This is a genomic window from Streptomyces sp. NPDC046349 (assembly GCF_055587885.1).
Map to the genome: position 1 here is coordinate 232,770 of NZ_JBVJFK010000002.1, position 26,144 is coordinate 258,913.

Here is a 26,144-nt window from a genome sequence, read left to right on the forward strand (position 1 = left end):
CCGGAGGCGACCGGCGTACACGTTCGAATTGTTGCGGCGGGATGAAATCCGCCGGTCGGGGCGTTCCCGCTTCCGGCAGGACAGGACCGAACGGGGAGGCCTACGTGGCGGCGGCACAGACAGCGGCGGGGGAGAAACGGGGCTGGGTCAAGCGGCTCGCCGCCCACACCTGGCGGTACAAGGGCAACGTGCTGCTCGCGCTCGGCTCCTCGCTGGCGGGGATGGCCGTCATGGCGCTCGTGCCGCTGGTCACCAAGGTGATCATCGACGACGTCATCGGGGACCGCACCAAGCCCATGGGCCCCTGGGCCGGGATGCTCATAGCCGCCGCCCTGCTCGTGTACGTCCTCACCTACGTACGCCGGTACTACGGGGGCCGCCTCGCCCTCGACGTGCAGCACGACCTGCGCACGGACATGTACGACACCATCTCCCGCCTCGACGGGCGGCGGCAGGACGAACTGTCCACCGGGCAGGTCGTCGGGCGCGCCACCACCGACCTCCAGCTCATCCAGGGCCTGCTCTTCATGCTCCCGATGACGATCGGGAACTTCCTGCTCTTCGGGATATCCCTCGGGATCATGCTGTGGCTGTCGCCGCTGCTGACCGTCGTCGCGCTGCTGATGGCCCCCGCCCTCTGGTTCATCGCCAAGCGCAGCCGCAAGAAGCTCTTCCCCGCCACCTGGTACGCGCAGAGCCAGGCCGCCGCCGTCGCGGGCGTCGTCGACGGTGCCGTGACCGGCGTACGCGTCGTCAAGGGCTTCGGCCAGGAGGAGCAGGAGACCGGCAAGCTCCGCGACGCCGGGCGCCGGCTGTTCGCCGGGCGGATGCGGGCCATCCGGCTCAACTCCCGCTACACCCCCGCCCTGCAGGCCGTGCCCGCGCTCGCCCAGGTCGCCATGCTGGCGCTCGGCGGCTGGATGGCCACCGAGGGGCGGGTCACCCTCGGCACCTTCGTCGCCTTCTCCACCTACCTCGCGCAGCTCGTCGGCCCCGTCCGCATGCTCGCCATGGTCCTCACCGTCGCCCAGCAGGCCCGCGCCGGCGCGGACCGGGTTTTCGAGCTCATCGACACGGAGCCCGCGATCCGGGAGGGCGCACGCGAACTGCCCACCGACGCGCCCGCCACCGTGGAGTTCGAGGACGTCCACTTCGGCTACGACCCCGAGCGGCCCGTCCTCGACGGGTTCTCGCTGTCCGTGGCGGAAGGCGAGACCGTCGCGGTCGTCGGCGCCTCGGGCAGCGGGAAGTCCACCATCTCGCTCCTCATGCCGCGCTTCTACGACGCCGACCGCGGCACCGTCCGCATCGGCGGCCACGACGTCCGGGAGCTGACCTACGCGTCCCTGCGCGGCGCGATCGGCCTCGTCCCCGAGGACTCCTTCCTCTTCTCCGACACCATCCGCGCCAACATCGCCTACGGGCACCCGGGCGCCACCGACGAGCAGATCGAGGCCGCCGCCCGCGCCGCCCAGGCCGACGGTTTCGTCCGGGCGCTGCCCGCCGGCTACGACACCAAGGTCGGCGAGCAGGGCTTGACCCTCTCCGGCGGCCAGCGCCAGCGCATCGCCCTGGCCCGCGCCATCCTCACCGACCCCCGGCTGCTGCTCCTCGACGACGCCACCTCCGCGGTGGACGCCCGCGTCGAGCACGAGATCCACGAGGCCCTGCGCGCCGTCATGGCCGGGCGGACCACCCTGCTGATCGCCCACCGCCGCTCCACGCTCGCGCTGGCCGACCGGATCGCCGTCCTGGACCGCGGGCGGCTCGCCGAGATCGGGACGCACGAGGAACTGCAGAAGCGCTCACCGCTCTACCGCAGGCTGCTCACCGACCCCGACGCGCTCGGTGCCGGCTCGCCGCGCACCCCGGACGCCCTCGCGATGGCCGAGTTCGAGAGCGAGCTCGACCGCGACCTCGAACGGGACATCGAGTTCGAGGCCGAGATCGACTCCGAACCCGTCAACGCCAAGCGCAGGGTTCCCGCCGGGATCACCCCCGAGCTCTGGCGCCGCCGCGAGGAGCCCGACGCGGCGACCGGCCCCCGCACCGCCCCCGCCCCCGGCGGGGCGCCCGGAGCCGGCCACTCCATGGCCGGAGCGGTGGCCGGGACGCCCGCCACCCCCGAACTGCTCGCTCAGGTCGCCGCGCTGCCGCCCGCCGACGACCTGCCCGATGTGGACGAGAACCGGGCCGCGGCCGCCGAGGAGAGCTACGGCCTGCGCCGTCTGCTGAAGGGGTTCTGGGCGCCGCTCGCCGTCAGCCTGGCCCTCGTCGCCGTGGACGCGGGATCCGGACTGCTCCTGCCGATCCTGATCCGCCACGGCATCGACCAGGGCGTGGAAGCGGCCGTGCTCGGCGCCGTCTGGGCGGCCGCCGGGCTCGCCCTCGCGGTCGTCGTCGCCCAATGGGCCGCGCAGTTCGCCGAGACCCGGATGACCGGCCGCACCGGCGAGCGCGTCCTGTACTCCCTCCGCGTCAAGATCTTCGCGCAGCTCCAGCGGCTCGGCCTCGACTACTACGAGCGCGAGCTGACCGGCAAGATCATGACCCGGATGACCACGGACGTGGACTCGCTGTCGACGTTCCTGCAGACCGGACTGGTCACGGCCGTCGTCTCCGTCTTCACCTTCTTCGGGATCCTGGTCGCCCTGCTCGTCCTCGACGTCGAGCTCGCGCTGATCGTCTTCGCGACCCTGCCCGTCCTGGTCGTCGGGACGATCGTGTTCCGCCGCAAGTCCGTCGCCGCCTACGAGCTCGCCCGCGACCGGGTCAGCCTGGTCAACGCCGACCTCCAGGAGTCCGTCTCCGGTCTGCGCATCGTCCAGGCCTTCCGCCGCGAGGGCTCCGGCGCCACCCGCTTCGCCGAGCGCAGCGACTCCTACCGCGAGGCCCGGGTCCGCGGCCAGTGGCTGATCTCGGTCTACTTCCCGTTCGTCCAGCTGCTGTCCTCGGCCGCCGCGGCCGCCGTGCTGATCGTCGGTGCGGGCCGGGTGGAGGCAGGGACGCTCACCACCGGCGCGCTCGTCGCCTACCTGCTCTACATCGACCTGTTCTTCGCCCCGGTCCAGCAGCTCTCCCAGGTCTTCGACGGCTACCAGCAGGCCACCGTCTCCCTCCGCCGCATCCAGGACCTGCTGCGCGAGCCCACCACCACCCCGCGGCCCCAGGCCCCGCGCGAACTGCCGTCGCTGCGCGGGGAGATCGCCTTCGAGAACGTCCGCTTCCAGTACGGTACGGCGGCCGAGCGCGGCGAGAAGGGCGAGGCCCTGGCCGGCATCAGCCTGCGCATACCCGCCGGGCAGACCGTCGCCTTCGTCGGCGAGACCGGCGCCGGAAAGTCCACCCTGGTCAAGATGGTGGCCCGGTTCTACGACCCGACCTCCGGCCGGATCACCGCCGACGGAGCCGACCTGCGGGAGCTGGACCTGACGGCGTACCGCCACCGGCTGGGCGTCGTCCCCCAGGAGTCGTACCTCTTCCCGGGGACCGTCCGCGACGCCATCGCCTACGGGCGGCCGGCGGCGAGCGACGAAGAGGTGGAGGCCGCCGCCCGCGCGGTCGGCGCCCACGCCATGATCGCCACCCTCGACGGCGGCTACCTGCACACCGTCGCCGAACGCGGCCGCAACCTCTCCGCGGGACAGCGCCAGCTGATCGCGCTGGCCCGCGCCGAACTCGTCGACCCGGACGTGCTGCTGCTCGACGAGGCCACCGCTGCCCTCGACCTGGCCACCGAGGCCCAGGTCAACCAGGCGACGGACCGGCTCGCGGGCAAGCGCACCACGCTGGTGGTGGCGCACCGGCTGACCACCGCCGCGCGGGCCGACCGGGTCGTCGTCATGGACCGCGGCCGCGTCGTCGAGGACGGCTCCCACGCCGAACTCCTGGCCCGCGGAGGCCGGTACGCCGAACTGTGGCGCACCTTCGTCGGGGAGGACGAGCGGGCCGCGGCCTGACCGGCGGGAGCCCCGGGGACCAGAACTCGCCGACCAGCACGTTCCCCGGGGCGTCCTCGTCGGTGCCGGTGCGGTACTCGCGTACCGCGCCGAGGAGTTCGTCCACCGTCGGTGTGCCGTCCCCGTCCACCTCGGTCTGCCGGAACAGCGCCTCGGTGTGGCGGTGCTCAGGTCCGTGTCGAAGGCCTCCCGCGCCCGTTGGAACTCCGTCGGGCCGATGACCCCGTCGCCGCCGGTGTCCACGATCACGAGGATCGCCCGCATCCTCGGAAGGCGGAACGAACGGTCGTGGGCCGGCCCGCGCTGCGCGTGCGTCGAGCAGTCGTTCGTCGTGTGGGTGCCTTTCACGGACGGTGTCCGCATCCGCGGACACGTTGTGCGGTCCTGCGGCCACCTGGCGTGATCTCGCGGCGGATGGCGAACTTCCGTCGTCCCGACGGGGAGTTGAGGATGCACGCGGACGAGGGAGGAGCGGCCCGCGGCGGGTGGCCGGATCCTTGGCGACGGCAACCTTTCCGGGCGCCCGGGCGTCGTACGTGCGTGCGCAGACCGCGCGTACGACCGATCGGGGGGCTGGATGGTGAAGGGGCGGAACGGGCGCGGCCGCCGCGCCGCGTCGTTGGGAGCGCTCACAGTTGCCCTGTGGCTCTGCGCCGGCGGGCTGTCCGCCGGAGCGCCCGCCCAGGCCGCGAGCAGCGGATGTGCGGGCCGGCTGGCGCGGACGGTGCCGTTCGAGGCGGGCGAGCTGCGTGTCTACAAGAGCCGCACCCGGGCCTGCGCGATGACTGTGGCCCGTACTCCCGGCGATCGGCGGCGGATGGCGGTCAGCATCCAGCCGCGCGGCGGAGCGCCGGTGCGCGACGCGGGCCGATTCACCCGCCATGCCGGGCCCGTCACCGTGGGGGCGATCAGCCGCTGTGTGTACGTAAAGGGGGATGCGGGAGGGGGCTCGGCCGACTCCGGCTGGATCCTGTGCTGAGGGACAGTCCCAACTAGGTCTGTTCAGTGGTGTGTTGGCCCGGTTAGGTTCACGGCGACCGAAGTGAACTCAAGGGGAGGGCGAATGCGCAAGACGCTCGGATGGCTGCTGTCGCTCGTGGTGCTCATCGGCACCATGGGCGCGGCCGGCTCCACGGCACAAGCGGCCACCGCCGCGGAGCCGGCGGCCGCCGCGGACATCAAGGACCAGATCCTCGGCATTCCCGGGATGAGCCTGATCGAGGAGAAGCCGTACCCCGGCTACCGCTTCTTCGTGCTGAACTACGAGCAGCCGGTCGACCACCGGCAGCCGTGGAAGGGCACCTTCAAGCAACGCTTGACCCTGTTGCACAAGGACGTCTCACGGCCGTCGGTGTTCTTCACCTCCGGATACAACGTCAGCACCAACCCGCGCCGCAGTGAGCCGACGACCATCATCGACGGCAACCAGGTCTCCATGGAGTATCGGTTCTTCACGCCCTCCCGGCCCGACGCGGCCAACTGGGCGAACCTGGACATCTGGCAGGCCGCCAGCGACCAGCACCGCATCTTCACCGCCCTGAAGAAGATCTACAAGAAGAACTGGCTGGCCACCGGCGGCAGCAAGGGCGGCATGACGGCGACGTACTACGAGCGCTTCTACCCGCGTGACATGGACGGCGTCGTCGCGTACGTCGCGCCCAACGACGTCGTCAACAAGGAGGACTCGGCCTACGACCGGTTCTTCGCCAAGGTGGGCACCAAGGAGTGCCGCGACAGGCTGAACGCGGTCCAGCGCGAGGCGCTGGTGCGCCGCGAGCCCCTGGAGGCCAAGTACGCGGCGGCCGCCGCCGAGAACGGCTGGACCTTCACCACCGTCGGCAGCCTCGACAAGGCCTACGAGGCCGTCGTCCTCGACTACGTGTGGGCCTTCTGGCAGTACAGCCTGCTGGCCGACTGCGCCTCGATCCCGGCCGCCGCCACCGCCACGGACCAGGAGATCTGGGACTCGATCGACGCGATCTCCGGCTTCTCCGCCTATGCCGACCAGGGCCTGGAGACGTACACGCCGTACTACTACCAGGCGGGCACCCAGCTCGGCTCCCCGGACATCAAGCAGCCGCACCTGGGCAACCTGAGCCGCTACGGCTACCAGCCGCCGCGCAACTTCGTGCCCCGCGACATCCCCATGACCTTCCAGCCGGGAGCCATGGCGGACATCGACAAGTGGGTGCGCGACAACGCCCACCAGATGCTGTTCGTGTACGGGCAGAACGACCCGTGGGGCGCCGAGCCGTTCCGCATCGGCTACGGGGCGCGCGACAGCCACGTGATGATCGCGCCGGGCGCCAACCACGGGGCGAACGTCGCCAAGCTCCTGGACGGCGAGAAGGCCCTCGCCACCGCCAAGATCCTCCAGTGGGCCGGGGTGGCGCCGGCCGCCGCGCTCGCCGACCCGGGCCGGGCGGCGCCGCTGGCGGCGCCGGACGCCGAGCTCGACCGGCGCGACCTGGAGCGCGAGCCGCAGCTGCGCCCGTAGCGGCGTACGGCCGGTGAACGGCGAGGGCGTGTCCGCATCCCGCGGGCACGCCCTCCGCCGTGTCGGCCGCCGGTGCCGGGCGTCGCGTCTCAGGTGTCGAGCGAGAGCCCGTGGCCCAGCGGGTAGCGGCCCGGGACCGGGACGGGCAGACGGCCCACGGGCCGGGCCGCCCCGGTGAGGACCCGGGCCGCCGCCCGCATCTCCGCATCCCCCCAGGAATACGTCGCCAGCTCCGCCGCGCAGGCCGGCAGCCGGGCCGGGTCGTAGGGGTTGCGGAGCGCCACCAGGACCACGGGGACGCCGGTGGCGAGCAGCTCCGTCACCAGGGCGCGCTGCGGACCGTCCCCCTCCGGCACGTTGTACGTGCACACCAGCACCGCAGCGTGCCCGGGCGCCGCGGCCACCGCGCGCGCGGGCGCCACCGCCGCGGCCCGGCAGCCCAGGGAGGTCAGCTCCCGGGCCAGTACGACCGTGGGCGGGCCGGTGCCCGCGCTGGGGGAGACCGGGTCCGTCCCGGTGACCAGCAGCCTCGGCGCGGCCTTGGCATCGACGGGCACCAGCCTGCCGGGGTTCGCCAGCAGGGTCGTGGTGGCGGCGGCGATGCGGTCGGCGGCATCGAGGTGTTCGCGTACGCCGACCACCGTGTCCACCGTCGCCGCCGAAGGGCGGGCCTCGTCGAACAGTCCGCGGCGGGACTTCAGTTCCAGGATCCGCAGCACCGACTCCTCGATGCGGGCCTCGGTCAGCTCACCCGACGCGACAGCCGCCAGCACGCTGCGATGGGCCAACGGCAGGTCCGGCGGGTTCAGCAGCTGATCGCAGCCGGCCAGGAGGGCCAGCACGGGCACGCGGTCGTCACCGTACCTCTGGCGGACCCCGGCCATGTCCAGGGCGTCGGTGACCACCACGCCCTGGAAGTCGAGGCGTTCGCGCAGGATGCCGGTGACGATCGGCCGGGAGAGGGTGGCCGGGTCGCCGGAGGGGTCCAGCGCCGGGAAGACGATGTGCGCCGTCATGATCGCGTCCACGCCGGCCTCCACCGCGGCCCGGAAGGGCGGCTCGTCGAGCTCCTCCCAGTCGGCGCGGGTGTGCCGCATCACCGGCAGTCCGACATGGCTGTCGGTCTCGGTGTCGCCGTGGCCGGGGAAGTGCTTGGCGGTGGCGGCCACGCCGGCGCCCTGGTAGCCGCGCACCTGGGCGGCGACCAGTTCGGCGACGGCGCGCGGGTCGGAGCCGAAGGACCGTACGCCGATGACCGGATTGGCCGGGTTGACGTTGACGTCGGCCACCGGTGCGTAGTCCTGCCGGATGCCCATGGCCGCCAGTTCGGTGCCCGCGATGCGGGCGGCGCGCCGGGCGTCGGCGGCGGAGCCGGAGGCGCCGAGCGCCATCGCCCCCGGGAACAGCGTCGCGGGCCTGCCGATCCGGGCGACGGCGCCGTGCTCCTGGTCGGTGGAGAGCAGGAGCGGGATCCGGGCGCCGGTGGTGAGGGCGGCCCGCTGGAGGCCGGCCGAGAGCGCCGCGATCTGATGCGGGGTGCGGGTGTTGTGGGCCCAGGCGAAGTAGACGATCCCGCCGAGGTGGTAGCGGGAGACCAGTTCGGCGGCGGTGCGCACGCCGAACAGCGCCTGGTTCTGCTCGGCGTCCGCCGTGTCCGGGTCGGTCGCGGAATGCCCGTACGCCCGGGAGACGAAGAGCTGTCCGACCTTCTCCGCGAGGCTCATCCGGTCGACGGCGCGCCGCAGCCGGGCCCGGTCGGGCCGGCGGCCGGCGGGGTCGTCCGGATTGAGGGCGTCGGCGGTGGTGGTGCGCGCGGGACCCGAGGCGGAGGCGGCCGCCCCCGCGGCCGTGGCGGCGACCGCGGCGGCCGCGGCGAGCAGGGTCCGGCGGGAGGCGTGGTTCGGCACGGGCCGGACCCTACCGGTGCCGTCCGCACGGGACCGGGCGTGTCGCAGCGTGTCGCCCAACCGGGGCGGGGCGGGCGGGGCGGTAGGCGGCGGCCTGTCGGGCGGAGCCTGTCGGCCGGGGGCTGGGGGCCGGCGGCGCAGGGGACCCCGGGGCGTCCCCTCGGACGCCGGACGTGGCGGGGCGGTCGCGTCCGCGCCCTGCGGGGACGATCGGCCGCGCATCCGACCGCGGGGGCCCCGTGAGGGCCGCAGGGACCTGCCGGCACCGGGCTGGTCGCGGGCGGACGCCCCCGCGGGAGCATCCCGGTACGGCCCCGTCCGGCGGCCCCGGCGCTACTGCGCGGACACCGCCCAGTGCTCCTGGAGGGTGCGGACGGTTTCGGTGATGGCCGGGCGGCGGGCTGCGCCGGTGCGCCAGAGGGCGTACAGCCTGCGGACGGGGCCCGGTTCCAGCGGTACGGCCACGGCCCCCGCCGGCAGGGCGCCGGTGCCCAACCGCGGGACGACCGCCACCCCGAGTCCGGCCGCGACCAGGGCCACGATGGTGTGGTTCTCCTCGGCGACGTGCGCGATGTCCGGCTCGAAACCGGCGGTGCGCAGCGTCCGCATCAGCCAGTCGTGGCAGACCCGTCCGGGCGGCTGGCACACCCAGCGCTGGCCGCCGAGGTCCGAGCGGCGGACGGTCCCCCGGGCGGTGAAGGGGTGGCCGGCCGGCACCACCAGGTCGCAGCGGTCGTCCCCGATGAGGGCCTGCTCCACCCCCTCGGGTGCGGGCAGCGGGGCGATGTCCCAGTCGTGGGCCACGGCCAGATCGGTGACGCCGCGGGCCACAAGGTCGACGGACAGGTGCGGGTCGACCTCGGTGAGGCGCACGTCCAGGGCCGGGTGCCGACGGGCCAGTTCGGCCAGCACCCCCGGCAGCAGTCCGCGCGCGGCCGAGGCGAACGCGGCGACCGTGAGCAGCCCGCTCGGCCGCCCGCGCCGCTCCTCCAGGGTGGTCTCGGCGCGCTCCACGATCGCCAGCAACTCCTGCGCGGTGTCCGCCAGGTGGCGGGCCTCCTCGGTGAGGGCGACGCCGCGCCCGCGCCGCTCCAGCAGGGTGGTGCGGGTCTCCCGCTCCAGCTTGGCGATCTGCTGCGAGACCGCGGAGGGCGTGTAGCCGAGGGCGGCCGCCGCGCCCGCGACCGAGCCGTGGACGGATACGGCGTGCAGGGCGCGCAGCCGGGCGAGATCGAGCATGCCCTCATCCTATGCGTTAGGAGTGCTTCATCCATGGATGAAGAGATCCGCGCTGGTGCTACATGGTCGGGCGGGCCGATGCTCGGGTCATGCGTCCCGTACACACCGCACTCGCCGTGCTCGTCGCCGCCGTCTGGGGCTTCAACTTCGTGGTCATCGAGATCGGACTCGACCACTTCCCACCCCTGCTGCTGTCCGCGCTCCGCTTCCTCGTCGCCGCCCTGCCCGCCGTGTTCTTCGTCGGGCCGCCCAAGGTCGCCTGGAAGTGGATCGCGGGGGTGGGGGTCGCCCTCGGCATCGCCAAGTTCGGCCTGCTCTTCACCGGCATGGACGCGGGCATGCCGGCCGGGCTCTCCTCCCTCGTCCTGCAGATCCAGGCCGTCTTCACCGCCGCCCTCGCCGCCGTCGTGCTCCGCGAGCGGCCCGGCCGGGTGCGGCTGCTCGGCATGACCGTGGCGCTGGCCGGGATCGCCGCCGCCGCCGTGGACGGGGGAACCTCCGGGCCGGTGCTCGGCTTCACCCTGGTCGTGGCGGCCGCCGCCTGCTGGGGCGTGTCCAACGTGCTGACCCGCAAGGCCTCCCCGCCCGACGCGCTGAACTTCATGGTGTGGGTGTGCACCGTGCCGGTGCTGCCGCTGTTCGGGCTGTCGCTGCTGCTGGAGGGGCCCGAGCGGGACCTGGCCGCGCTGCGGGCCCTGGACTGGTCCGGGGTGGGCGTCATCGCGTACGTCGCGTGGGTCTCGACCGTGTTCGGCTTCGGCGCCTGGGGCTACCTGCTGCGCCGCTACCCCGCCTCGTCGGTGGCTCCGTTCAGCCTGCTGGTACCGGTCTTCGGAATGTCCTCCGCGGCCCTGGTGCTGGGAGAGCAGGTGTCGGGCCTGCGCTGGGCGGCGGCGGTGCTGCTGGTCGGCGGGGTGGGGCTGACGTCGCTGGCCCCCGTACGGCCCCGGACCCGTACCGCTGCCGTCAGCGCGGGGAGTCGTCCTGCAGCGGCAGGCGCCAGTCCTGTCCGATGAGGGAGACCCCGTACGAGCGGTGCGGGCGCTCCGCGACCAGGGTGAACCCTGCCCGCAGGTAGAGCTCGCGGGCGTCGACCAGCACGTCGTTGGTCCACAGCACCAGCTCGCGGTAGCCGACCGAGCGGGCGAAGGCGACGACCGTGTCGACCAGCAGGCCGCCGATGCCGCGGCCGCGCCCCTCGGGGTCGACCAGGAGCAGCCGCAGACGGGCGGTGCCGGGGGCGCCGTCCTCACGCACGCACATCACCGAGCCCACCGGGCTGCCGTCCAGATCGGCGATCCAGACCCGTTCCAGGTACGGGTCGTGGTCCTCGGCGAAGTCCGCGACGATCCGGGCCACCAGGCCCTCGAACTCGGCGTTCCAGCCGTACTCGGCGGCGTACAGCGCGCCGTGCCGCTGCACGATCCAGCCCAGCTCGCCGGGCCCGGGGTCACGCAGGCGCACCCCCTTCGCCTCGGGGTCCGCAGGAGTACGGGGTGCCGCGGGCGTGTCCATGGCGCCCGAGGATAGCGCGCGGGGCGGGCCGGGAGGATGCCCGCGACCGCCGCCCGCCCCGCGCCGTACGGGGGCCGCCGCGGGCCGCTGCGCCCGACACGTCGTCCTGGATCGAAGATTCGCCCGTGCCTGAAACGCTACGTCCGTACCGATGTGCCAGTACCTCGGGTAGGCATTGGGTAACGGAAACGTAAATCTGTGACTCCGGATGCAACCCTCCGGGGGTACCGCGGGTCGTATGTTGCGTCGGCACTTCCGGGGAGGGATCTGGGGGGATCGGGAAGTCCGGCGAGGGAGGGGTAACCGTGAGGGGGTCCGGCCGCGAGGCGGGACCCCCTTCGCGCTGTCCACAGGCCTGACGGGATGTCGGCGCCGACCGGTAGCTTCGGGGCATGGCAACGGACGGGGTACGGGCGGCGGTGCAATTGGCGGTGGTCGAGGGCGTCCTCGAGCGCATCACCTACGCCAACGAGGAGAGCGGCTACACGGTCGCGCGCGTCGACACCGGCCGCGGCGGCGGCGACCTGCTCACCGTGGTCGGCTCCCTGCTGGGGGCGCAGCCCGGCGAATCCCTGCGCATGGAGGGCCGCTGGGGCTCCCACCCGCAGTACGGCCGGCAGTTCACCGTGGAGAACTACCGGACCGTCCTGCCCGCCACCATCCAGGGCATCCGCCGCTACCTCGGCTCCGGCCTGATCAAGGGCATCGGCCCGAAGATCGCCGACCGGATCGTGGAGCACTTCGGCACCGGCACGCTCGACGTGATCGAGGCCGAGCCGAAGCGGCTGATCGAGGTGCCCGGGCTCGGCCCCAAGCGGACGAAGCTGATCGGGGCAGCCTGGGAGGAGCAGAAGGCCATCAAGGAGGTCATGGTCTTCCTCCAGGGCGTCGGCGTCTCCACCTCCATCGCGGTGCGCATCTACAAGAAGTACGGCGACGCCTCCATCTCCGTCGTCAACAACCAGCCCTACCGGCTCGCCGCCGACGTGTGGGGCATCGGCTTCCTGACCGCCGACCGCATCGCCCAGGCCGTCGGGATCCCGCACGACAGCCCCGAACGGGTCAAGGCCGGACTGCAGTACGCCCTGTCCCAGTCCACCGACCAGGGCCACTGCTTCCTGCCCGAGGAGAAGCTCATCGCCGACGGGGTCAAGCTGCTCCAGGTCGACACCGGGCTGGTGATCGAGTGCCTGGCCGAGCTCGCCGCCGACCCGGAAGGGGTCGTGCGGGAGTGCGTTCCGGACCCGCAGGGCGGGCCCGACCCGCTGACCGCCGTATACCTGGTGCCCTTCCACCGGGCCGAGCTGTCCCTGGTCGGGCAGGTGCGGCGGCTGCTGAACGCCGAGGACGACCGGATGCCGTCCTTCCAGGATGTCGACTGGGACAAGGCCCTCGGCTGGCTCGCCGGGCGTACGGGGGCCACGCTCGCCCCCGAGCAGCGCGACGCGGTCAAGCTGGCGCTGACCCGCCGGGTCGCCGTCCTCACCGGCGGCCCCGGCTGCGGCAAGTCCTTCACCGTGCGCTCCATCGTCGAGCTGGCCCGGGCCAAGAGGGCCAAGGTGGTGCTGGCCGCGCCCACCGGCCGGGCGGCCAAGCGGCTCGCCGAGCTCACCGGGGCAGAGGCCTCCACGGTGCACCGGCTGCTGGAACTCAAGCCGGGCGGGGACGCCGCGTACGACCGGGACCGCCCGCTGGACGCCGACCTGGTCGTGGTCGACGAGGCCTCGATGCTGGACCTGCTGCTGGCCAACAAGCTGGTCAAGGCGGTGGCGCCGGGTGCTCACCTGCTGCTCGTGGGGGACGTGGACCAGCTGCCGTCGGTCGGCGCCGGGGAGGTCCTGCGGGACCTGCTGGCGGAGGGCGGCCCGGTGCCCGCGGTGCGGCTGACCCGGATCTTCCGGCAGGCCCAGCAGTCCGGGGTGGTCACCAACGCGCACCGCATCAACACCGGGCTGCCGCCGATCACCGACGGACTGCCGGACTTCTTCCTCTTCCCCGAGGAGGACACCGAGGCGGCGGGCGTGCTGGCCGTGGACGTGGCGGCCCGCAGGATCCCGGCCAGGTTCGGCCTCGACCCGAGGCGGGACGTCCAGGTGCTCGCCCCCATGCACCGCGGCCCGGCGGGTGCGGGGAACCTCAACGGACTGCTCCAGCAGGCGATGACGCCGGCCCGCCCCGACCTGCCGGAGAAGCGGTTCGGCGGCCGGGTCTTCCGGGTGGGCGACAAGGTCACCCAGATCCGCAACAACTACGAGAAGGGCGCCAACGGCGTCTTCAACGGCACGGTCGGCGTGGTCGTCGCCCTGGACGCGGACGAACAGCGCCTGACGGTGCGGACGGAGGAGGACGAGGAGATCGGCTACGAGTTCTCGGAACTCGACGAGCTGGCCCACGCCTACGCCGTCACCATCCACCGCTCCCAGGGGAGTGAATATCCCGCTGTGGTGATCCCGGTCACCACCGGTGCTTGGATGATGCTCCAGCGGAATCTGCTCTACACGGCGGTGACCCGGGCGAAGAAACTGGTCGTCCTCGTCGGGTCCCGAAAGGCTCTCGGTCAGGCTGTGCGTACCGTTTCCGCAGGTAGGAGGTACACGGCGGTCGCGCCCCGGCTGTCCGGACGCATACCGGTGGGAAACATCACCTAGATGATCGATCATTTGGGGTTCCCGCCGCCGCGCGGAGGGGGCAGGATGAACAGGTTGGCGGCACTCAGTGCCGCCAGAAAGACCAAAGGCCGACCCCGAGTGCACTCTCCTGCGCCAAATGGGGGAAGGTAGAGGACAGTCAGGGCACCTCGAAGAAGAGGCACTACGTCGGTGAGGGATGACGTGAGCGACAACTCTGTAGTACTCCGGTACGCGGACGGTGAATACACCTACCCGGTGGTTGAGAGCACCGTCGGCGACCAGGGCTTCGACATCTCGAAGCTGCGGGCCCAGACCGGGCTCGTCACGCTGGACAGCGGCTACGGCAACACCGCGGCCTACAAGTCCGCGATCACCTACCTCGACGGTGAGCAGGGCATCCTGCGGTACCGCGGCTACCCGATCGAGCAGCTGGCCGAGCGTTCGTCCTTCATCGAGGTGGCCTACCTGCTGATCAACGGTGAGCTGCCGACCGTCGACCAGCTCGCGTCGTTCCGCAACGAGATCACCCAGCACACGCTGCTGCACGAGGACGTCAAGCGCTTCTACGACGGCTTCCCGCGCGACGCCCACCCGATGGCGATGCTGTCCTCGGTCGTCAGCGCGCTGTCCACGTTCTACCAGGACAGCCACAACCCCTTCGACGAGACGCAGCGCCACCTCTCGACGATCCGGCTGCTGGCCAAGCTCCCGACGATCGCGGCCTACGCGTACAAGAAGTCGGTCGGCCACCCGGTGGTCTACCCGCGCAACGACCTCGGCTACGTCGAGAACTTCCTGCGCATGACCTTCTCCGTGCCGGCCCAGGAGTACGACCTGGACCCGGTCGTGGTCTCCGCGCTCGACAAGCTGCTGATCCTGCACGCGGACCACGAGCAGAACTGCTCCACCTCCACCGTGCGCCTGGTCGGCTCCTCGCAGGCGAACATGTTCGCCTCGATCTCCGCCGGCATCTCGGCCCTGTGGGGTCCGCTGCACGGCGGCGCCAACCAGTCCGTCCTGGAGATGCTCGAGGGCATCAAGAACGACGGCGGCGACGTCGACGCCTTCATCCGCAAGGTGAAGAACAAGGAGGACGGCGTCCGCCTGATGGGCTTCGGGCACCGCGTCTACAAGAGCTTCGACCCCCGGGCGAAGATCATCAAGGCGGCGGCGCACGACGTCCTCTCGGCGCTCGGCAAGAGCGACGAGCTGCTCGACATCGCGCTCAAGCTGGAAGAGCACGCGCTGGCCGACTCGTACTTCGTCGAGCGCAACCTCTACCCGAACGTGGACTTCTACACCGGTCTGATCTACCGGGCCATGGGCTTCCCGACCGAGATGTTCACCGTGCTCTTCGCGCTCGGCCGCCTCCCCGGCTGGATCGCCCAGTGGCAGGAAATGATCAAGGAGCCGGGCTCCCGCATCGGCCGCCCGCGCCAGATCTACACGGGCGAGGTCCTGCGCGACTTCGTTCCCGTCGAGGCCCGCTGACCCGAGGCCCTCGGGCGCCGCGCAGGACAGGGCGGCGCCGCCCCAGGTGTACGAGAAGCGCCCCGCCGTCGATCCCCCCACGGGTCGACGGTCGGGGCGCTTCCCTGTTCCCCCCGAAACGGATTCCCCCCACGGGACCCGGATCGGGGCGTCCTTGAGCCGGGACCCGTTCGGGTCGGGAGGGCCGCTCAAAGCCTCCCGCGGGCACGTGTCCCGGCCGGCGGATGCCACGGAAAACCCCCAAGGTTTCCGTGGAACGTCCCCCAAGACGTTCCTGGCATCGCCCCATTAGACCCGTCACGACCCCGGATGGTTACGTTGAGGTCACTGTGATCTGCGTCTCCCGTGAAGGAAGTGTGGGAACGATGCGAAGGTCATCCACTAGCGGAAGGACCTCAACCGCAGGCTGTTGGTCACCACGAAGACCGAGGAGAAGGCCATCGCGGCCCCCGCGATCATCGGGTTGAGCAGGCCGGCGGCCGCCAGCGGCAGGGCCGCGACGTTGTAGCCGAAGGCCCAGAAGAGGTTGCCCTTGATGGTGGCCAGGGTCCGGCGGGAGAGTCGGATCGCGTCCGCCGCCACGCGCAGGTCGCCCCGTACGAGGGTCAGGTCGCCGGCCTCGATGGCCGCGTCGGTGCCGGTGCCCATGGCCAGCCCCAGGTCGGCCTGGGCCAGTGCGGCCGCGTCGTTGACCCCGTCGCCGACCATGGCGACCGTACGGCCCTCGGCCTGGAGGCGGCGTACGACGTCCACCTTGTCCTGCGGGAGCACCTCGGCGATCACCTCGTCGATGCCCACCTCGCGGGCCACCGTCTCCGCCACCGCCCGGTTGTCGCCGGTCAGCAGGACCGGGGCCAATCCCAGTTCCCGCAGCCGGGCGACCGCCTCGGCGCTGGTCTCCTTGACCGCGTCGGCCACCGTCAGGACCCCGCGCGCCGCGCCGTCCCAGGCCACCAGCACGGCGGTGCCGCCTTCGGCCTCCGCGGCCGCCTTGGCCCGCGCGAGCCCGTCCGGGAGGGTGATCGACCAGTTCGCCAGCAGCTGCTCGCGGCCCACCAGGACGGCGTGCCCGTCGACCATGCCCTGGACGCCGAGGCCGGCGATGTTCTCGAAGCCCTCCGGCACGGGCAGCGCGCCCGCCCGGTCGGCGGCCGCGGTGGCGACGGCCCGGGCGATCGGGTGCTCCGAGGCGTGCTCCAGGGACCCGGCCAGGCGCAGCAGTTCGAGCTGGTCGACCCCCTCGGCGGCGACGACGCCGACCAGGGTCATCCGGCCGGTGGTGACGGTGCCGGTCTTGTCCAGGACGACGGTGTCCACGCGGCGGGTGGACTCCAGCACCTCGGGGCCCTTGATCAGGATGCCGAGCTGCGCCCCCCGCCCGGTGCCGACCATCAGCGCGGTCGGGGTGGCCAGGCCCAGGGCGCACGGGCAGGCGATGATCAGGACGGCCACCGCGGCCGTGAAGGCGGCCGTCGCGTCGTCGGTGGCGAGCAGCCAGCCGATCCAGGTGCCGAGCGCGAGGACCAGGACGACGGGCACGAAGATCGAGGAGATCCGGTCGGCGAGGCGCTGCACCTCGGCCTTGCCGTTCTGTGCGTCCTCGACCAGCTTGGCCATCCGGGCGAGCTGGGTGTCGGCCCCGACCCTGGTGGCCTCGACGAGCAGGCGTCCGGAGGTGTTGACGGTGGCGCCGGTGACGAAGTCGCCGGCGGACACCTCGACCGGGACGGATTCGCCGGTCAGCATGGAGGCGTCCACGGCGGAGCTGCCCTCGACGACCGCGCCGTCGGTGGCGATCTTCTCGCCGGGGCGGACGACGAAGCGGTCGCCCACGGTGAGCGCGGCCACCGGGATGCGCACCTCCTTGCCCGCCCGCAGGACGACGACGTCCTTGGCGCCCAGCTCCAGAAGGGCCTTGAGGGCCGCGCCTGCCTTCCGCTTGGAGCGCGCCTCCAGGTAGCGGCCGAGGAGGATGAAGGCGACGACTCCGGCCGCGACCTCCAGATAGATGGCGGAGGAGCCGTCGGTGCGGGAGACGCCGCCCCCCTGGAGTGTGAAGAGGGTGAAGCCGTGCCGCATGCCGGGCATGCCCGCGTGGCCGAAGAACAGCGCCCACAGTGACCAGGCGAAGGCGGCGAGCGTGCCGACCGAGACCAGGGTGTCCATGGTCGCCGCGCCGTGGCGGGCGTTGGTCCAGGCGGCCTTGTGGAAGGGGAAGCCGCCCCACACCACGACGGGCGCGGCCAGGGTCAGCGAGAGCCACTGCCAGTTGTCGAACTGGAGGGCGGGGACCATCGCGAGCAGGACGACCGGCAGGGCGAGCGCGGCGGAGACCAGCAGGCGCTGCCGCAGGGCGGACAGTGCCGGGTCGGGTGCCTCGGCCGCCCGCTCCTGCCCCTCGTCGGCCACGGGGGCGGGCGGCGCGGGTTGCTCGGCGGTGTAACCGGTCCTGACGACGGTCGCGATCAGGTCGGCGACCTGGACGTCTCCGCCGTAGGAGACATGGGCCTTCTCGGTGGCGTAGTTCACCGTCGCCTCGACGCCGTCCATCCGGTTGAGTTTCTTCTCGATGCGGGCCGCGCAGGAGGCGCAGGTCATTCCGCCGATGGAGAGTTCGACCGCCGTTATCGGTCCGTCGTGCACTGTGCTGGTCATGTTCCGGCTCCAGGGGGATGGCCGGGCCGTACGGGTCCAGTATGAGCTGGCCGGCACGGCCCGGCGGGGTGCTGCGAAGTGCCGCGGGTGCTGCCGATGAAAGGGCGCGGGTGCCGCTCAGACCTGTCCGGCGAACTCGTAGCCGGCCTCGTCCACCGCGGCGCGGACGTCCTCGTCGGCGAGCGGGGCCTCGGAGACCACGGTGACCTCGCCGGACGCGGCGACGGCCTTGACCGAGGTGACGCCCGGCAGGGCGGAGAGCTCGCTGGTCACCGCGCCCTCGCAGTGGCCGCAGGTCATGCCGGTCACCCGGTAGACGGTGGTGGTCTGGGTGTCCGTCTCGGCGGTCATGTCGTTCTCCTCTTCAGGGGTGTGTCCGGTCGCCGGGAGGGGCGGCCTGTGACTCCACCGTCCTCCCGACAATCCGAGAGTATACCCCTGGGGGGTATAAAGCGAGCATCGGCATCCGGTCTTTCCCCGCCGTGGCGGCCTCAGTCCTCCCGGCGCCCCCGGTTGCCGGGCCGGCGGGCCACCCAGGCGCGGACCGTGTCGGCGTACCAGTAGGGCTTGCCGGCCTCCACGTGGTCGGGCGGCGGAAGAAGGCCGTGCTTGCGGTAGGAGCGCACGGTGTCCGGCTGGACCCGGATGTGTGCAGCGATCTCCTTGTACGACCACAGCTGTCGCTCGCTCATGTCGGACACCTCCTGGTCCACGCCGCCGGGCCGGCCGGGCGGCCGTCGGGGATCCGGCGCGTGGACGCTGACGATCACTCGCGTTGTGCCCGGGGAACGACGCGGGACGAGTGCGCGGCAGGGGCTGTCGCCCCCCTGTGACGGAAAACCCGCGTAACGCGGACATGCGTGACAGAAGGACGACCCCTGTGACCGGAGAGACACAAGGGTCGGATGAGACAGGTGCGGGGACGTGGACCAGCCGGGGGCGGACCGCCGCAGCGGATCAGCGGTACAGGGCCGGCCGGTCCGCCAGCTCCACCACCGTCCGTACGCCGCTGCGCGCCGCAGCCAGGCCCGCCTCGGAGACGGCCGCCGCCGCGTACCCGTCCCACGCGCCGGGCCCCGCCACCCCGCCGCGCGCGGCCGCGGCCACCCAGCGCCGCAGCTGCCGGTCGTAGGCGTCGGCGAAGCGCACCGTGAAGTCCTGGACGATCTCGCCGCCCCACCGGCCCGCCGCCTGGACCACCATCGCGTGGCCGTCGCCGATCCGGGCGCTGCCCGCCTCGCCCACCGCCTCGCACTGCACCTGGTAGCCGAAACCGCAGTTGACGAAGATCTCCACGTCCACGACGGCCCCACCGGACGTCTCCAGCAGTACCAAGCGGGGATCGGCCAGACCCTCGGGCGCGGCCGACGTCGCCCGCGGCGAGAGCACGGTGACCGCGGTGATCTCCTGCCCCAGCAGCCAGCGGGCCGCGTCCACCTCGTGCACCACGGAGTCGCTGATCAGCATGTCGCTGGTGAAGAAGGACGGCGAGGAGGCGTTGCGGTGCCGGCAGTGCAGGAAGAGCGGGCGGCCGATCCCGCCCGCGTCCAGCAACTCCTTGAGCCGCTCGTACTCGGCGTCGTGGCGCCGCATGAACCCCACCTGCACCAGGCGCCGCCCCAGCCGCTGCTCGGCCTCCATGATGCGCAACGCCCCCGCCGGCTCCGGGGTCAGCGGCTTCTCGCACAGCACCGGCAGCTCCCGCGCCAGGGCCTGCAGGATCGCTTCCTCGTGGGCGGGCCCGGGCGATGCGATCAGTACGGCCTGGACCCCCGGCGCGGCTATCGCCGCCGCCGGGTCGGTGTGCGCACTCGCGCCGTCGAGGGCGCCCGCGACCTCCTTGACCCGGTCCCCGTCCGGGTCCGCCACGGCCACCACCCGGGCCCCGCCTACGGTCCGCCCGAACCGGCGCACATGGTCCGCGCCCATCTTCCCGGTGCCGATGACGGCGATGCCGAGCGTGCTGGTCATGTCGTGTTCCCTCCGAAACTGTCAGCGGGCGCCGCAGGAGCGCAGGTAGGCCCGGGTACGGCGGGCGATCGGCAGCGGCCGGTCGGGCGGACAGGGATACATGTCCTGCTCCACGATGGCGAACAGGTCCACGCCCAGACGCTGGGCCGCCGCCAGTACGGGCTCCAGCGCGGGCACCCCCGACGGCGGTTCGCACATCACCCCGCGGGCCACGGCCGGCCCGAAGGGCAGCTCCTCGGCGACGACGTCGGCGAGGATCCGCGGGTCCACCTGCTTGAGGTGGAGGTAGCCGATCCGCTCGGCGAAGGCCTCCACGGCCTGCACGCTGTCGCCGCCGCAGTACGCGTAGTGGCCGGTGTCCAGGCAGAGGGAGACCAGGGCCGGATCGGTGGCGTCCAGGAAGCGGGCCACGTTCTCGGGGGTGTCGATGTGCGTGTCGGCGTGCGGGTGGACGACGATCCGCAGGCCGTACCGGTCCTGGACCTCGCGACCCAGGCGCTCGGTCTGGGAGGCCAGTTCGCGCCACTGGGCGGCGGTGAGAGTGCGGTCCTCCAGCACCTTCCCGGTCTTGTCGTCCCGCCAGAAGGAGGGGATGACGACGAGATGCGCCGCGCCCATGGCCTGGGTCAGCGCCGCGATCCGCGACACGTGCTCCCAGGTCTCCTCCCACACGCCGGGTCCGTGATGGAGTCCGGTGAAGACCGTCCCGGCCGAGACGCGAAGGCCGCGCGCGGCCGTCTCCTCCGTGAGCCGGGCGGGGTCCGTGGGCAGATAGCCGTACGGGCCGAGCTCGATCCACTCGTACCCGGCGTCGGCCACCTCGTCGAGGAAACGCCGCCACGGGGTCTGCTGCGGGTCGTCGGGAAACCAGACACCCCAGGAGTCCGGAGCCGAACCGATGCGGATACGGGTCAACGCGGGCGGGGAGGACGTCATAACGGCCACCTTAGGGTGGAGGACGAGTGGGAGGACTGACTGTGACCGGCACCGGCGATCCGTATCCGTTCGACCTGATCACGATGGGCCGGATCGGGGTGGATCTCTACCCGCCCAAGGCCGGCGTACCACTGGCCGAGGCGGAGACGTTCGCCAGGTTCCTGGGCGGCTCCGCGGCGAACGTGGCCGTCGCCGCGGCCCGCCTGGGGCGGCGGGTGGCGCTGATCAGCCGGACCGGAGCGGACCCCTTCGGCGCGTATCTGCGCACCGAGCTGCGGGGCTTCGGGGTGGACGGCCGGTGGGTGACCGAGGTTGCGGGCCTGCCTACGCCGATCACCTTCTGCGAGATGTTCCCGCCCGACCGCTTCCCGCTGTACTTCTACCGGCTGCCGAAGGCCCCGGACCTGGAGATCGCGGCGGACGAGGTGGACCTGGAGGCGGTACGGGCGGCCCGCGTGTTCTGGATGACGGGCACGGGCCTGAGCGAGGAGCCCTCGCGGGCGGCGGCCCTGGCGGCGCTGCAGGCCCGGGGCCGTTCGGGGACGACGGTGTTCGACCTGGACTGGCGGCCGACGCTGTGGCGGGAGAAACCGCAGCCCTACTACGAGCGGGCGCTCGCGCACGCGACGGTGGCCGTCGGGAACCAGGAGGAGTGCGAGATCGCCACCGGCGAGTCCGAGCCCCACGCGGCGGCCCGGGCGCTGCTCGCGGCCGGAGTGGAACTCGCGGTCGTCAAGCGGGGCCCGGAGGGCGTGCTGGCGGTCCATCGCGACGGGACGGCGGTGGAGGCCGCACCGGTCGGGGTCGAGGTGGTCAACGGGCTGGGCGCGGGGGACGCGTTCGGCGGCGCGCTGTGCCACGGGCTGCTGGCGGGGTGGGAGTTGGGGCGTGTCGTGCGGTACGCCAACGCGGCGGGCGCGATCGTGGCCTCGCGGCTGGCGTGCTCCAGCGCGATGCCGTTCTCTCACGAGGTGGAGGAGGTGCTGGGGCGTGCCGGCGGTGTCTGAGTGGGAGATGGAATGGACCCGGCTGCGGGTGCTGGACCTTGAGCCGGGGGAGACGTACGAGTTCGCCTGCGGCGACGCGGAATGGATCGTGCTCCCGCTGTCGGGCGGCTGCCGGGTCCGCTGCGATCCGGCCCCGTCGGCGCCTGGGGCGCGGGGGTTCGGGGGCGGCGCCGCCGCAGCGGAGCCGCACGTTTTCGAACTGCGGGGGAGGGCCGGGGTGTTCCAGGCGGTCACCGACTTCGCGTACGTGCCCCGGGACGCGCACACCGGGATCCGCTCCGCCGCGGGCGGCCGGGTCGCGCTCGCCGGCGCGCGGTGCGAGCGGCGCCTGCCCCCGCGCTACGGTCCGGCCGAGGGCGTGGCCGTGGAGCTGCGCGGCGCGGGCCACTGCTCGCGGCAGGTCAACAACTTCGCCGCCGCAGGCACCACCGGCTTCGACTGCGACCGGCTGATCGCCGTCGAGGTGCTCACCCCCGGCGGGAACTGGTCCTCGTACCCGCCGCACAAGCACGACGAGCACCTCCCGGGCGAGGAGTCCCGCCTGGAGGAGATCTACTGGTTCGAGATCGCCCCCCACGGGGACGTCCCCGGCCTCGGGTACCAGCGCGTCACGCCCTCCCCGGCCGGGAAGACCGACATCCTGACCGAGGTGCGGACCGGCGACGCCGTGCTGATCCCGGACGGCTGGCACGGGCCGTCCATCGCCGCCCCCGGGCACGACATGTACTACCTCAACGTGATGGCCGGACCGGCCGGAGGCGGGCCCCGGGAGTGGCTGATCCGCGACCACCCCGACCACGGCTGGATCCGCGGGACCTGGGCCGGCCAGGACGTCGACCCCCGGCTGCCCTTCCCCCGAGCAGGAGCGGAGGACCACCGATGAGGCTCACCGCCGCCCAGGCGCTCGTACGCTTCCTCGCCGCCCAGTACACCGAGCGCGACGGACGGCGCCGCCGGCTCGTCGCCGCCACGTGGGGGATCTTCGGGCACGGGAACGTGGCCGGCATCGGGCAGGCCCTGCTGGAGTCCGGGCAGGAGACCATGCCCTTCCTCCAGGGCCGCAACGAGCAGGCCATGGTGCATGCCGCCGTCGGATACGCCCGCCAGAGCGGCCGGCTCTCCACCCACGCCGTCACCACCTCCATCGGCCCCGGCGCCACCAACCTCGTCACCGGCGCCGCCCTCGCCACGATCAACCGGATCCCGGTGCTGCTGCTGCCCGGCGACACCTTCGCGACCCGGCCCGCCGATCCCGTCCTCCAACAGCTGGAGGTCCCCCACGCCGGGGACGTGTCCGTCAATGACGCCCTGCGGCCCGTTTCCCGCCACTTCGACCGGGTCACCCGGCCCGAGGCCCTGATCCCGGCCGCCCTCCAGGCCGTCCGCGTCCTCACCGACCCGGTGCAGACCGGCGCCGTCACCCTGGCGCTGCCGCAGGACGTGCAGGCGGAGGCGTACGACTGGCCCGAGGAGTTCTTCGCCGAACGGATCTGGGGTGTGCGCCGCCCGCGGCCCGACCGTGCCGAGCTCGCCGCCGCCGCGGACGCCGTACGGGGTTCCGCGCGCCCCCTGATCGTCGCGGGCGGCGGGATCCGGCACAGCGCGGCCCAGGCCTCCCTCGCGGCCCTCGCCGAGGCCACCGGGATCCCGGTCGCCGTCACCCAGGCGGGCAAGGGCGTGCTCCCGTACGGCCATCGTGCCGACGTGGGCGGGATCGGCCACACCGGCACGGCCACCGCCGACGCCCTCGCCCGGGACGCCGACCTGGTCCTCGCCGCCGGGACCCGGCTCAGCGACTTCACCACCGCCTCGGCGACCCTCTTCCAGAATCCCGCCGTCCGGTTCATCGGCCTCAACCTGGACCCGTACGACGCCCACAAGCTCGCCGCCCGGCCTCTGGTCGCCGACGCCCGCGAGGCCCTCGACGAACTCCGGGAGGCGCTGGCCGGCCACCGCGTGCACGCCGCGTACGAGACGGCGTACCGGCAGGAGGCCGCCCGCTGGGACGCCCGCGTCGACCTGGCCTACGCCGTGTCCGCGCCCGACGAGGAGCTCCCGCCCACCCAGGCCCAGGTGCTCGGGCTGCTCGACCGGCTCGTCGACGGCTCCGACATCCTGGTCAACGCGGCCGGTTCGCTCCCCGGTGACCTGCACAAGCTGTGGCGGGCCCGGTCGGCGGACCAGTACCACCTGGAGTACGGCTACTCCTGCATGGGCTACGAGATCCCGGCCGCCATCGGGGTCGCGCTCGCCGCCCCCGGCCGGCCCGTGTGGGCACTGGTCGGCGACGGGACGTACCTGATGAACCCCACCGAAATCGTCACCGCCGTCCAGGAGGGCGTCCCGATCAAGGTGGTCGTCCTGGACAACCACGGCTACGCCTCCATCGGCGGCCTCTCGGGGGTGGTCGGCGGCGAGGGCTTCGGCACCGCCTACCGCTTCCGGGCGCCCGACGGCGCGTACACCGGGGACCCCCTTCCGGTGGACCTCGCGGCCAACGCCGCCTCCCTCGGAATGGCCGTCATCCGCGCCCGCACCGTACGTGACCTGCGGGAAGCCCTCGCCGAGGCCCGCTCGGCGACGCGTCCCACATGTGTCTACGTACAGACCCGAACGCCCGACACTGTGTCGGGCCCACCCCCGGCACAGGCGTGGTGGGATGTTCCTGTGGCCGAGACCGCGACCCGTAAGGCGGCGGCCCAGGCCCGTGAAGAGTACGACCGGCAAGCCGCGCAGCGACGTCGCCATCTGTGAAGGAGCAATAGGCATGAAGACCGTCAACCACTGGATCGGTGGCAAGACCGTCGAGGGCGCGTCGGGCAACTACGGCCCGGTCACCGACCCGGCCACCGGCGAGGTCACCACGCAGGTCGCGCTCGCGTCGGCCGAGGAGGTCGACGCCGCGGTGCAGGTCGCCAAGGAGGCCTTCCTGTCCTGGGGCCAGTCCTCGCTGGCCGCCCGTACCAAGGTGCTCTTCGCCTACCGGGCGCTGCTCGACGCCAACCGCGACGCCGTCGCCGAGCTGATCACCGCCGAGCACGGCAAGGTCCACTCGGACGCGCTGGGTGAGGTCGCCCGCGGCCTGGAGATCGTCGAGCTGGCCTGCGGGATCACCACGCAGCTCAAGGGCGAGCTGTCGACGTCGGTGTCCAACCGCGTCGACGTGTCCGCCATCCGCCAGCCGCTGGGCGTCGTCGCGGGGATCACGCCCTTCAACTTCCCCGCGATGGTCCCGATGTGGATGTTCCCGCTGGCCATCGCCTGCGGCAACACCTTCGTCCTCAAGCCGAGCGAGAAGGACCCGTCGGCATCCAACAAGCTGGCCGAGCTGATGTCCGAGGCCGGCCTGCCGGCGGGTGTGCTGAACGTGGTCCACGGCGACAAGGTGGCGGTCGACGCGCTGCTCGCCCACCCCGACGTCGCGGCCGTCTCCTTCGTCGGCTCCACCCCGATCGCCCGCCACATCCACACCACCGCCTCCGCCAACGGCAAGCGGGTGCAGGCGCTCGGCGGCGCCAAGAACCACATGCTGGTCCTGCCCGACGCCGACCTGGACGCGGCCGCCGACGCGGCGGTCTCGGCCGCCTACGGCTCGGCCGGCGAGCGCTGCATGGCGATCTCCGCCGTCGTCGCCGTCGGCTCCATCGCCGACACGCTGGTCGACAAGATCCGCGAGCGCGCCGAGAAGATCAAGGTCGGCCCCGGCAACGACCCGACCTCGGAGATGGGCCCGCTGATCACGGCCGCCCACCGCGACAAGGTCGCCTCGTACGTGAAGGGCGCGGCCGCGCAGGGCGCCGACGTGGTCCTGGACGGCACCGGATACACGGTCGAGGGCAATGAGAACGGCCACTGGATCGGCCTCTCGCTGCTCGACAACGTCCGCACCGACTCCGACGCCTACCGCGACGAGATCTTCGGCCCGGTGCTGTGCGTCCTGCGCACCGAGACCTACGAGGAGGGTGTGGCCCTCATCAACGCCTCGCCGTTCGGCAACGGCACCGCGATCTTCACCCGCGACGGCGGCGCCGCCCGCCGCTTCCAGCTGGAGATCCAGGCGGGCATGGTCGGCGTCAACGTCCCGATCCCGGTGCCGGTGGGCTACCACTCCTTCGGCGGCTGGAAGGACTCGCTCTTCGGCGACCACCACGTCTACGGCAACGACGGCATCCACTTCTACACCCGCGGCAAGGTTGTCACGACCCGCTGGCCGGATCCCTCGGACGCCCCCGCCGGCGTGGACCTGGGCTTCCCGCGCAACCACTGACGCCCGCCCTCCGGGCGGCCCGGGCCGCAATGCCCGGGCCGCTCAGCCCGGGCCGCTCAGCCCCCTGCCG

General features: G+C 72.8%; 16 protein-coding genes and 1 pseudogene. 9 read left to right on the top strand and 8 right to left on the bottom strand.

Annotated elements, in window-relative coordinates:
- The first annotated feature begins 104 nt into the window (after nt 1-104).
- A complete protein-coding gene (locus ACZ6JS_RS04755; RefSeq protein ID WP_469295772.1) occupies nt 105-3,959 on the top strand; it encodes an ABC transporter ATP-binding protein in 3,855 nt (1,284 codons plus the stop codon).
- A 1,063-nt stretch (nt 3,960-5,022) separates the two neighbouring features.
- On the top strand, nt 5,023-6,456 hold the full coding sequence (locus tag ACZ6JS_RS04760; protein ID WP_469295773.1) for an aminopeptidase: 1,434 nt from the start codon (nt 5,023-5,025) through the stop codon (nt 6,454-6,456).
- A gap of 89 nt (nt 6,457-6,545) precedes the next feature.
- Here ACZ6JS_RS04760 and ACZ6JS_RS04765 read toward each other — a convergent pair whose 3' ends face one another.
- Together ACZ6JS_RS04765 and ACZ6JS_RS04770 are read right to left on the bottom strand one after the other, a co-directional pair.
- Nucleotides 6,546-8,363: a glycoside hydrolase family 3 protein gene (locus ACZ6JS_RS04765; protein WP_469295774.1), complete on the bottom strand. Its 1,818-nt coding sequence runs from the start codon at nt 8,361-8,363 to the stop codon at nt 6,546-6,548.
- Between the two features lie 333 nt (nt 8,364-8,696).
- The gene (locus tag ACZ6JS_RS04770; RefSeq protein ID WP_469295775.1) at nt 8,697-9,602 is read right to left on the bottom strand and encodes a LysR substrate-binding domain-containing protein; all 906 of its coding nucleotides are present in this window, start codon (nt 9,600-9,602) and stop codon (nt 8,697-8,699) included.
- A gap of 89 nt (nt 9,603-9,691) precedes the next feature.
- Here ACZ6JS_RS04770 and ACZ6JS_RS04775 point away from each other — a divergent pair, with 89 nt between their 5' ends.
- Nucleotides 9,692-10,618 carry an EamA family transporter gene (locus ACZ6JS_RS04775; RefSeq protein ID WP_469295777.1) on the top strand — a complete coding sequence of 309 codons (927 nt, stop codon included), beginning with the start codon at nt 9,692-9,694 and terminating at the stop codon, nt 10,616-10,618.
- Here ACZ6JS_RS04775 and ACZ6JS_RS04780 read toward each other — a convergent pair.
- Nucleotides 10,569-11,066, bottom strand: a pseudogene (locus ACZ6JS_RS04780) (GNAT family N-acetyltransferase); the annotation flags it as partial. The gene ACZ6JS_RS04775 and the pseudogene ACZ6JS_RS04780 sit on opposite strands and share 50 nt — an antisense overlap.
- A 443-nt stretch (nt 11,067-11,509) precedes the next feature.
- Between ACZ6JS_RS04780 and recD2 the strand changes: the two are divergent.
- Together recD2 and ACZ6JS_RS04790 are read left to right on the top strand one after the other, a co-directional pair.
- Entirely contained in the window at nt 11,510-13,765 is a 2,256-nt protein-coding gene (gene recD2 / locus ACZ6JS_RS04785) for an SF1B family DNA helicase RecD2 (RefSeq protein ID WP_469295779.1), read from the top strand.
- A gap of 183 nt (nt 13,766-13,948) precedes the next feature.
- On the top strand, nt 13,949-15,238 hold the full coding sequence (locus ACZ6JS_RS04790) for a citrate synthase (protein WP_350995241.1): 1,290 nt from the start codon (nt 13,949-13,951) through the stop codon (nt 15,236-15,238).
- Nucleotides 15,239-15,619: 381 nt separating this feature from the next.
- On the opposite strand, the gene ACZ6JS_RS04795 is transcribed toward ACZ6JS_RS04790, so the two are convergent.
- The 5 genes from ACZ6JS_RS04795 to ACZ6JS_RS04815 form a co-directional block, all read right to left on the bottom strand.
- Nucleotides 15,620-17,893, bottom strand: coding sequence for a heavy metal translocating P-type ATPase (locus ACZ6JS_RS04795; protein ID WP_469295780.1), 2,274 nt, complete (start codon nt 17,891-17,893; stop codon nt 15,620-15,622).
- Nucleotides 17,894-18,010: 117 nt separating this feature from the next.
- Nucleotides 18,011-18,244, bottom strand: a complete 234-nt coding sequence (locus tag ACZ6JS_RS04800) for a heavy-metal-associated domain-containing protein (RefSeq protein WP_469295782.1) — start codon at nt 18,242-18,244, stop codon at nt 18,011-18,013.
- Between the two features lie 140 nt (nt 18,245-18,384).
- Nucleotides 18,385-18,585 carry a helix-turn-helix transcriptional regulator gene (locus ACZ6JS_RS04805; RefSeq protein WP_469295783.1) on the bottom strand — a complete coding sequence of 67 codons (201 nt, stop codon included), beginning with the start codon at nt 18,583-18,585 and terminating at the stop codon, nt 18,385-18,387.
- 265 nt (nt 18,586-18,850) lie between these two features.
- Complete coding sequence (locus ACZ6JS_RS04810; protein ID WP_469295785.1) at nt 18,851-19,864, bottom strand: Gfo/Idh/MocA family protein; 1,014 nt, start codon at nt 19,862-19,864, stop codon at nt 18,851-18,853.
- A 21-nt stretch (nt 19,865-19,885) separates the two neighbouring features.
- The gene (locus tag ACZ6JS_RS04815) at nt 19,886-20,800 is read right to left on the bottom strand and encodes a sugar phosphate isomerase/epimerase family protein (RefSeq protein ID WP_469295787.1); all 915 of its coding nucleotides are present in this window, start codon (nt 20,798-20,800) and stop codon (nt 19,886-19,888) included.
- Nucleotides 20,801-20,826: 26 nt separating this feature from the next.
- On the opposite strand from ACZ6JS_RS04815, the gene iolC reads away from it, so the two are divergent.
- The 4 genes from iolC to ACZ6JS_RS04835 are packed head-to-tail and all read left to right on the top strand — an operon-like array spanning nt 20,827 to nt 26,074.
- A complete protein-coding gene (gene iolC / locus ACZ6JS_RS04820) occupies nt 20,827-21,807 on the top strand; it encodes a 5-dehydro-2-deoxygluconokinase (RefSeq protein WP_469295789.1) in 981 nt (326 codons plus the stop codon).
- A gap of 7 nt (nt 21,808-21,814) precedes the next feature.
- On the top strand, nt 21,815-22,690 hold the full coding sequence (iolB, locus tag ACZ6JS_RS04825) for a 5-deoxy-glucuronate isomerase (RefSeq protein WP_469296402.1): 876 nt from the start codon (nt 21,815-21,817) through the stop codon (nt 22,688-22,690).
- Nucleotides 22,687-24,561, top strand: coding sequence for a 3D-(3,5/4)-trihydroxycyclohexane-1,2-dione acylhydrolase (decyclizing) (gene iolD / locus ACZ6JS_RS04830; protein WP_469295791.1), 1,875 nt, complete (start codon nt 22,687-22,689; stop codon nt 24,559-24,561). The genes iolB and iolD overlap by 4 nt, the downstream gene beginning before the upstream one ends.
- 13 nt (nt 24,562-24,574) lie before the next feature.
- Nucleotides 24,575-26,074, top strand: a complete 1,500-nt coding sequence (locus ACZ6JS_RS04835; protein ID WP_469295792.1) for a CoA-acylating methylmalonate-semialdehyde dehydrogenase — start codon at nt 24,575-24,577, stop codon at nt 26,072-26,074.
- The last annotated feature ends 70 nt before the right edge of the window (nt 26,075-26,144 follow it).

Coding starts and splice junctions, on each gene's coding strand:
- ACZ6JS_RS04770 (WP_469295775.1), bottom strand. CDS start 9,602: ATGCTCGATCTCGCCCGGCTGCGCGCCCTGCACGCCGTATCCGTCCAC.
- iolB (WP_469296402.1), top strand. CDS start 21,815: ATGGAATGGACCCGGCTGCGGGTGCTGGACCTTGAGCCGGGGGAGACG.
- ACZ6JS_RS04800 (WP_469295782.1), bottom strand. CDS start 18,244: ATGACCGCCGAGACGGACACCCAGACCACCACCGTCTACCGGGTGACC.
- ACZ6JS_RS04775 (WP_469295777.1), top strand. CDS start 9,692: ATGCGTCCCGTACACACCGCACTCGCCGTGCTCGTCGCCGCCGTCTGG.
- iolD (WP_469295791.1), top strand. CDS start 22,687: ATGAGGCTCACCGCCGCCCAGGCGCTCGTACGCTTCCTCGCCGCCCAG.
- ACZ6JS_RS04760 (WP_469295773.1), top strand. CDS start 5,023: ATGCGCAAGACGCTCGGATGGCTGCTGTCGCTCGTGGTGCTCATCGGC.
- ACZ6JS_RS04805 (WP_469295783.1), bottom strand. CDS start 18,585: ATGAGCGAGCGACAGCTGTGGTCGTACAAGGAGATCGCTGCACACATC.
- ACZ6JS_RS04815 (WP_469295787.1), bottom strand. CDS start 20,800: ATGACGTCCTCCCCGCCCGCGTTGACCCGTATCCGCATCGGTTCGGCT.
- ACZ6JS_RS04795 (WP_469295780.1), bottom strand. CDS start 17,893: ATGACCAGCACAGTGCACGACGGACCGATAACGGCGGTCGAACTCTCC.
- ACZ6JS_RS04810 (WP_469295785.1), bottom strand. CDS start 19,864: ATGACCAGCACGCTCGGCATCGCCGTCATCGGCACCGGGAAGATGGGC.
- recD2 (WP_469295779.1), top strand. CDS start 11,510: ATGGCAACGGACGGGGTACGGGCGGCGGTGCAATTGGCGGTGGTCGAG.
- ACZ6JS_RS04835 (WP_469295792.1), top strand. CDS start 24,575: ATGAAGACCGTCAACCACTGGATCGGTGGCAAGACCGTCGAGGGCGCG.